Origin of the sequence: Limibacillus halophilus, from assembly GCF_014191775.1 — a bacterium.
In the GTDB taxonomy this organism is placed as follows: domain Bacteria; phylum Pseudomonadota; class Alphaproteobacteria; order Kiloniellales; family CECT-8803; genus Limibacillus; species Limibacillus halophilus.
In genome coordinates, this window is the sequence record NZ_JACHXA010000016.1 from 1 (window position 1) to 4,608 (window position 4,608).

The window sequence follows — 4,608 nt, forward strand, 5'->3', positions numbered from 1 at the left end:
TTGGGATCAGCCGCCAGGGCCTTGTAGGCCTCCAGGGTGCCAAGACCCGGCTTGCCGTCCACTGGCAGGCTGGCCAGCGATAGGCCATGGCTGCGCGGGCGTTGGCCGGTCTTGTTCTCGATCGCGCTAATCCAAGAGGAGTTCGGTGATTGGCTCAAACATACCTATTACAAAAAGGGTCAGCGCCGAAAAATAACCAATTATTGAATTCTTTAATAAACTCCATGAGTTTATGGATTCATAGTAATAAGACTGTGTAATTATATTATCCGCATAAACAATAAAAAAATGAATCTGCTGCTTGTTTTCCATATATTCTGTAGGTGGTTTGAACCACTTATGCTTAATTCTCTCTCCTTTATCGAGTAGAATAATCAAACGCCCTAGTCCATTCTCGGTAAGGGGTATCATCCTTGGAGCTAGAGGCAATTGATCATTTAGCAGGACCTGCCGCTGCGGCAACCTGATGTTCTCTTGCTCTATCTTAAGACGTCCCTCGCTCTCTGGTGCTGACATAACAATTATGCACCCGGGCTTCACCTTGCATTGGGGAATACCTGATTCCATTGTTCCTGTGTTGTATCCCCACAGATACAAGAAGGTGCCTGCAAGAACCGACAAAACTATTGATAGATTCGTGCTGAGCTTGACCACAGGGGAATTCCATCTGACTCACGATTGGAGATATTGAATTCTTGTTTTAATGTCATAATCATTTCGGTCCTACAACCTTAAATGGCTTATCTCTAAGCTTGTTATTGCTTAGGGCATCGAGGATCACGTCTTCATCCGGCTTGCTCAAGTTCCGCGGGTCCAAGGCTAGCTGCCGCCCAACCTCATTGTTGTAAAGATCCATGAGCCGCTCGCCTGGAGTAACGAGTTCTGCTCCATTCAAAGGCGTAAATCGCGGGTTTCTCCCTAGATTCGCTATTCCCGCACGAATTCCGCCTTGGATATCACGTTCATGTGCATCGCCGAATTCCTTGGACGCTTCGTAACCGCTAGATTTGGTTAATTTGTAATGCCAGAGCGCATGACGAAAGGCGTCAGCGCCACCGTTGTGAGAGCCCGATATCCTTCCTGACTTGGCTAACTTCTCGGTCGTTAAAATGGCTTCTTCTGCTGTGTTTTTGGCCGTCATTGTATCGATCGGGCTCCGAATACTAGTGCTAAGTTCCCCATGCCCGTTAGGATCAAACTGCAAAATCCGCTCTAGATCACGTGTAACCACCGGGCCGTCGGCGGTTGGCTCCGGCAGGATAATCGGTTGGTTTTGTTTTGCTGGTGATTTACCGTGCCTGCTCGGTGCCTGCGCCACCTGAAGGTTGCGCGCCGGTTCAGACCTTGCCGACTGCGCCTGCTGTCCCAAAGGCGCCGCCGCATCGCTTTGGATGCCGGTATCTGCGCTGGCGATCTGGATACCGTCTGTCGGGCCAGCCTGTCGGGCGCGGTCGGCCCCTTCCAGCAGGGCTTCGGTCGCTGGGGTATCCTGCGCCTCACCCTTCGAGACGGGGCTTTGTCTTGTCCCTATCGGGGCTTCGCCCCTCCGCGCCTCTTGTTGGCCGTCCTCAGGGTGAGGGCCCTTCTCTTTATCCCCTGGAGCGGCCTCCCCTGCCTTCGGTGCCGAGGGCAGGGAGGTGGCGCGGATGCGCTCCTCCTCTTCCAGCGCCGCCATCATCTCCGTGGCTTCCTTGGCAATTTGCTAAAAGCACAGAGCTAGGGCTCAATGAGATCGCGGTCCAGCAGGGTCTGGATGAAGGTCTCCTCGTCCATGCCGGGCTTGACGGCGGGGTGATAGACAAGGGCAAGGGCGGCCAGCGCCCGGGCCTGCTCGTCCGGTGTCACGGGGCCCGGATCGAAGAACCATGCTTCTGTCGGGTGCAGGCCCAGCGCCACGGTCATGGCCCGGAAAAGGCAGTGATCCACCGTCGGTTCGCCGAGGCGGTGAAAAATAATAATGCCAGGCTCATGCATGCGGTAGCGCTCCTCCGGCGGCATTCCGTCTTCGCCCTCCCAGGACAGGCTGGCAACGAACAGACTTGGTTTGACCCGGCAACCCTGTTCGATCATGCGGTCATCAATGCCACCCTCGGAATATGAAACACCGACGTAGCGATACCTCGGCTTCCATTGCTTGAGAAAGGATTTGATCCAAATTTTCGCGTTCGTTTCGGGATCGCCAGGCACCGTATCGCCAAGCAACTCGGAGTAGGCCGGCGGCAGGGACGGCACGGCCGCGCGCAGACGGCGGTAGAAATCCAGGACATAACGGTCGCCACGCATTGCGTCTTCAACACGGGCATAATCCCAAATCGCCACCGGCCTCTGGTCGAAGCGGCGGATGACAAGGCCATAGTCCGGGTCGGTGGCGCCCTCGGGAAAGAAATAGCGCTTGAGATCAGCGCGCGAGAGGCGCGGCAGCGCGTCCGGGCCCGGCGGCGCGATCTCCGGCCAGGGCGGAAAGACCGCCGGCGCCGCCTCGATCTCCTCCTGCGGCAGAAGACGCCCGTAGCCATCGTCACTGAGCAGGTTCCACAGGCCGTAGGGGATCGACCAGAGCGCGCCGCTGACCAGCAACCCTGCAATGCCCCCCCGGATCATCTGTTTCCTGAGCGTGTCGCCCTTCTTCTTCATGCGAGGAAAGGTAGCAATTTACCGAGCTTACGAACAACCTGTAATACGCAATCCTGTTGTCACATCACCACTCCTTCCAGGCCAAGCCCGCAGTCACTGCCTGCGCAATGTCTTGAACCCCTCGCTGGCTGCGGCCCCGATCCCTGCATCCACCGGATCGAACCCGGGTTTGGGCGTGAGCTTGATCCCGCCCGCGAGCGATCCGGCAAGAGCAGCCACAAACTTCGCATCACCGACATCATCAATGATAGCAATGGCCTTGGCCGGATCTTCCTTCAGCAGCCGCGGCAGGGCCGCCAGATCCGCAGGATCAATTCCCTGGCGGGCGAGAAATGTCGAGGCGCCACTGGCAACGGCACTGATTATAGCTCCGATGGCAGCCCCTCCCGCACCGCCCGTCACGAGCCCGGCAAGGGCGCCCCCGGCAGCCCCGTCCAGCGCTGCCTCAGCGACATTGAAGAGTTCGTCGCGCAACTGCTCCGGACTTTCGGCTGTCTCCATCAGCGCCGCCAGCGCCCTGGCTGCCTCCAGCTTGACCAGTGGCTCGGCCGCCTCGTCGAAAGCCGCCTGCGCATCCGCCACCTTATCGACCGCGGCCTGCTGCGATGCCTTGAGGCCGCGCAGCTGCTGGCGTTCGCGGGCGTTCAGTCCCTCTCCGGCCCGCTTCTGCTCCAGCGCATCGATCTCCGTGGCAAGGCGGTCGAGCTCCCGGTTCGCTTCATCCAGGACTCCGGCTTGCTTGGTCAAGGCATTAGCATTTGCCAATCGTTCGCTGAAAAACTGCTTTGCCTCCGCCGTCAGGCTGCCATCCTGCTCCGCTTCGCCGCGCAGGCCGGCAACGAAATCCGCAGCGGCTCCGGCGTTTTCCGGCTTGTCCAGCGCGCGCTCTTCGAGTTCGCGCAGGCCCACCACGACGCCAGCGGCCTGCACCTGCCCGACAACCGGATCATCCGTTCCGAAGACAGTCTCCGCCTCGGCCTTCGCGCTGGCGGGATCCAGGGAGCCGGTGACGAGGCGTTCCATGATCGCGTCCCGCGCCTCTGTGCGAACCTTGCCGAGTTGGTCCTCTGCGCGCTCGATCTCTGCACTCACCGCTTGCTGGCGCTGACCCCGGGTTGCGGGATCGTCGCGATCCTCTGCCGTATCGCGCGACATGGCCCGTTGGCGGCGGCGCTGCCGTTCCAGTTCGCGTTCCGCCGCATCGATGGCCTCGAAACTGCGCCGGGCCGCAGCGCCGAGAGGTTGAACGTCACGTTCCCGAGCCTGCGCATCGCTCTGCCGGGGCGCCTCGTTACGCTCGGCATCGAAGTCGGCGGGCGGGTCTTCGGGACTGGTGGCCGTAGTTGCCCCGGAAGAAGCGTCGCTCTGGAATCCGGTGTCGGCGCTGGCGATCTGAACACCCTCTGCCCCATCCCCAGCGGCCAGCCGGGCGCGCTCTCGGCCTTCAGCCAGCGCATCGATAGCCCGCGTGTCATCGCGCCGTGCAGCGCGGGCCTCGTCGGTGGTGTCGGTGCCGGTGGTGGCGCTGCCCCCGCTGCCCTCGCCCTTCGAGACGGCTGCTGGCGCAGCCTCCTCAGGGTGAGGAGAGGCGGTGATATCGTCCCCCTTCGAGGCCTCACCCTTCGAGACGGGGTCGTTCGACCCCTCCTGGCCCTTCGAGACGCCACTTCGTGGCTCCTCAGGGTGAGGGGAAAGCGCGGTACCTGAGACACCTTCATCCTGAGGAGCCCTCGCAGAGGGCGTCTCGAAGGATGGCGAGGGCACGCTTGTCTCGCGGATGGCCTTCTCGCCCGCCAGAGCGGCCATCATGGCCTTGGCCTCCTCGGCGCGGGTGGCGATCAGCTTGGCGGTCAAGGGGTCATCGGCGTTGGCGCTCTGCTCGGCCAGCGTGGTCTCGGCCGCCGAGATCAGGCCTTCGGCCTCCAGCAGGTCATCCTCGTCGGTATCGGGCAGCCGGGCATTCAGGAACGCCAG

At 60.8% G+C, this 4,608-nt stretch carries 3 protein-coding genes; all 3 read right to left on the reverse strand.

The features are described 5' to 3' along the window. Positions 1-712 precede the first annotated feature (712 nt). Positions 713-1,678, reverse strand: a complete 966-nt coding sequence (locus FHR98_RS16545; RefSeq protein WP_183417847.1) for a DUF6973 domain-containing protein — start codon at positions 1,676-1,678, stop codon at positions 713-715. Positions 1,679-1,716: 38 nt separating this feature from the next. Further along, positions 1,717-2,634, reverse strand: coding sequence for a hypothetical protein (locus FHR98_RS16550; protein WP_183417848.1), 918 nt, complete (start codon positions 2,632-2,634; stop codon positions 1,717-1,719). Between the two features lie 93 nt (positions 2,635-2,727). After that, positions 2,728-4,608, reverse strand: a 1,881-nt coding sequence (locus tag FHR98_RS16555; protein ID WP_183417849.1) for a hypothetical protein, incomplete at its 5' end; no start/stop codon positions are given.

What these genes read in the sequence shown, in the direction of transcription:
- FHR98_RS16550 (WP_183417848.1), bottom strand. Translation starts at nt 2,634, where the DNA reads ATGAAGAAGAAGGGCGACACGCTCAGGAAACAGATGATCCGGGGGGGC.
- FHR98_RS16545 (WP_183417847.1), bottom strand. Translation starts at nt 1,678, where the DNA reads ATGATGGCGGCGCTGGAAGAGGAGGAGCGCATCCGCGCCACCTCCCTG.